Origin of the sequence: Mesorhizobium sp. M7A.F.Ca.CA.004.12.1.1 (assembly GCF_003997835.1) — a bacterium.
Lineage (GTDB): Bacteria > Pseudomonadota > Alphaproteobacteria > Rhizobiales > Rhizobiaceae > Mesorhizobium.
The window spans coordinates 1-2,839 of sequence record NZ_RZRK01000778.1 but is presented as its reverse complement, the minus strand read 5'-3'; the positions used below and the strand labels follow the sequence as shown (position 1 = coordinate 2,839).

Below are 2,839 nucleotides of genomic sequence, written 5' to 3'. Positions count from 1 at the left end.
GTCATCATGCATACTGGGCGGGATCGCCAGAAGCTGCCGGATGCGATTGCCGATCAACTGACGTTCCTGCGAAGGTCGCTGGAAATCGCCCGCCAGAACGGCATCGCCGACGATCGTATCGTGCTCGATCCCGGTTTCGGATTCGCCAAGGAGACGGCGGAGGAAAATCTCGACCTGATGGCACGCTTTTCGGAATTGCATGCCCTCGGCCTGCCGCTGATGGCCGGTACGTCGCGAAAACGCTTCATCGGCACGGTCACCGGCCGTGATGCCGCCGACAGAGGGGTCGGAACAGCGGCGACCAGCGTTATATTGAGGCTCCAGGGCGCCGATCTGTTTCGCGTCCACGATGTCGCATTCAACGTGGACGCTTTGGCGCTCGCGGATGCTATGCTGGCGCGTCGGACGGACCAGGCGAGAAACTGAGCGATGTATGTCATCCGCATGAAGAACTGCGCTTTCTTTGCCCGGCACGGCGTGCTGGACGAGGAGGAAAGGCTCGGCCAGCGCTTCTATGTCGATGCTGTTCTCACCGTCGATCCAGGCCGCGCGCTTGCCGAGGATTCGATCGAGGATACAGTCCACTACGGCATTGCATTCACCGTCATTGAGAAGATCATCACCGGGCAGCGCCGTTTTCTCATCGAGTCGCTGGCGCTCGAAGTGGCCCGTGCGCTGACGGCGCGTTTTCCGCAGATTAAGAAAGCCGAGATCACGGTGCGCAAGCCGAACGCACCGGTGCCTGGCGTGCTCGATTATGTCGAGGTGACCGTTGTCTGGCCCGAATAGTACCGTTTATCTCAGCCTTGGCGGCAATCTTGGCGATCCGGCGAAATCCATGGGCGCGGCGCTGCGCATGCTGGATGCCGACGCGGATACGCGTGTCACCGGCGTCTCCTCGCTTTATCGCACGCCGCCCTGGGGCAAGCTCGATCAGCCCGATTTTCTCAATGCGGCCGCCGAGATTTCCACCGTGCTTGCACCGCGTGCCTTGCTCGACCTCTGCCTCGATGCGGAGCGCAAGCTGAAGCGGGTGCGGGAGGAGCGCTGGGGGCCGCGGCTGATCGATATCGACATTCTGGTGTTCGGGGACCGCGTCATCCACGAGACCGGACTGGAGGTGCCGCATCCGCGCATGCTGGAGCGCGCCTTCGTGCTGGCGCCGCTGGCCGAGATCGCGCCCGGCCTGGTTGTCAGCGGTCGCAGCATCACCGACCGCCTGGTCGCCGTCGATACTTCAGGCATCGAGCGATTGTCCTCCGGCCGGGATTGGTGGTTGGCCTAGGTGCGTTGATATTCAGGTGATGCCGGCCTGCAAACGGCGAGTTCCTGCGCTTCCGGTGCTCACGTACCCAAATGTACGCTCCGCTCCGGTTCTCGGAACCCACCGTTTTCGACTCGGCCTGACCTGAATCTCAACACACCTTGGAGCGGGGTCTTTAACCGGAGAAGCCGCCGCCATCCAGGAACGTCTGCTCCTGCGGGGTGGTTTCGCGGCCAAGCATCTTGTTTCGGTGCGGAAAACGGCCGAAATTCTGAATGATATCGCGGTGTTCGACAGCGTACTTCAGGTATGGCTCGGCCCAGGCCTGCGTCAGTTCGACCGAAATGTCCTGGTCGGCCAGCAGTTCCGAATGCTCGTAAGGCAGGTAGAGGAAAACGCGGAGTTCTTCCTCGAGTGCCAGGTCATGACCAGCCGCGATCGCCCTCTCCGCGAAATATCTGGCGAGCGGATCGGTCGCGTACATATGGCCGGTGCCGCGAAAACAGTTCCGCGGAAACTGGTCGAGCAGGATCATCAGCGCCAGCGCGCCTTCGGCATGTTCCAGCCAGTCGTCGCATTCACGCCGCGCGGCGGCGTAGTGCAGGCCGAGAAAGCGGTCGCGGAACTCGGCATCGAATGCTTCGTTCTTCTCGAACCAGGCATCCTCGCCGGCATCGCGCCAGAATTTGGTGACCGACAGGGCCCTGCTGTCCAATTCCATGCCTAATTCCTTGCTCAATCGGCGGGTTCGGACTTGTGCAGCACACCCGCGGTTTCTTCATTGAGTGCCTGACCAGGCCGGCGCGGCGTGGAGAGCGGTGTCGGAATCGGCGTACCGATATTGCCTCTCAGGAAGCGCTGTCCGGCGCGAATGCCTTCGGCAAGCTGGGTTTCGAAGCGGTCGGTGTCGCGGCGCCTGACGTCTTCGATCGTTTCAGCCACGTCTTCGGGATCGACGCCCAGCGATTCCAGGGCCGAGCCGCCGAAAACAAGTGCGGATTCGAAGGTTTCACGCAGCTGGTAGTCGACGCCGGCGCGAATGAGCTGCAGCGCGGTACCACGATCGAAAGCGCGGGCCAGCACGGTGAGCAAAGGAAACTCAGCCTTGATCAACTGGGCGATGCGAACAGCCACATCGGCCTTGTCGACGCAGATCAGCACGGCGCGCGCACGGCCGGCGCCGGCGGCATGCAGGATGTCCAGTCGCGTGCCGTCGCCATAATAGACCTTGAAGCCGAAATCGGCCGCCGCCTGGATCATCTCGACGTCATTGTCGATGATCGAGACGTCGATGCCGCGCAGCAGCAGCGGCTGGCTCGCGATCTGGCCGAAGCGGCCGAAACCAATGACCAGCACGCTGCCGGTCAGGCCATCGGCGACATCGACCCCGTCGAGCGACTGCTCGTCACGCGGCGTCAGATAGCGCAAGGCGATGATGGCCAGCGGCGTCAGCACCATGGAGATGATGACGATCGCCGTCAGCGTCGCGTTGGCCTGGCCATCGATGATGCCGACCGCCGCGGCCGCCGAGTAAAGGACAAAGGCGAATTCGCCGCCTTGTGCCATGAAGCTGTC

At 62.5% G+C, this 2,839-nt stretch carries 5 protein-coding genes; 3 read left to right on the top strand and 2 right to left on the bottom strand.

The window, feature by feature from the left end; all coding sequences use genetic code 11:
- From EN984_RS29440 to folK, 3 genes are all read left to right on the top strand, one after another.
- The coding region (locus EN984_RS29440) for a dihydropteroate synthase (protein WP_164765733.1) at positions 1 to 426 on the top strand (426 nt) is incomplete at its 5' end.
- A 3-nt stretch (positions 427 to 429) separates the two neighbouring features.
- Positions 430 to 789 (top strand): dihydroneopterin aldolase, encoded by a 360-nt coding sequence (gene folB / locus EN984_RS29435; protein WP_023813034.1) that lies wholly within the window; start codon positions 430 to 432, stop codon positions 787 to 789.
- Positions 773 to 1,285: a 2-amino-4-hydroxy-6-hydroxymethyldihydropteridine diphosphokinase gene (gene folK / locus EN984_RS29430; RefSeq protein ID WP_127272685.1), complete on the top strand. Its 513-nt coding sequence runs from the start codon at positions 773 to 775 to the stop codon at positions 1,283 to 1,285. Before folB ends, folK begins: the two co-directional genes overlap by 17 nt.
- Before the next feature lie 154 nt (positions 1,286 to 1,439).
- Here the strand turns inward: folK and EN984_RS29425 are convergent, their stop codons facing one another.
- Both EN984_RS29425 and EN984_RS29420 read right to left on the bottom strand, forming a co-directional pair.
- Positions 1,440 to 1,985 (bottom strand): DUF924 family protein, encoded by a 546-nt coding sequence (locus EN984_RS29425; protein WP_127272684.1) that lies wholly within the window; start codon positions 1,983 to 1,985, stop codon positions 1,440 to 1,442.
- A gap of 14 nt (positions 1,986 to 1,999) precedes the next feature.
- The coding region (locus tag EN984_RS29420) for an NAD-binding protein (RefSeq protein ID WP_206517505.1) at positions 2,000 to 2,839 on the bottom strand (840 nt) is incomplete at its 5' end.

What these genes read in the sequence shown, in the direction of transcription:
- folB (WP_023813034.1), top strand. Translation starts at nt 430, where the DNA reads ATGTATGTCATCCGCATGAAGAACTGCGCTTTCTTTGCCCGGCACGGC.
- EN984_RS29425 (WP_127272684.1), bottom strand. Translation starts at nt 1,985, where the DNA reads ATGGAATTGGACAGCAGGGCCCTGTCGGTCACCAAATTCTGGCGCGAT.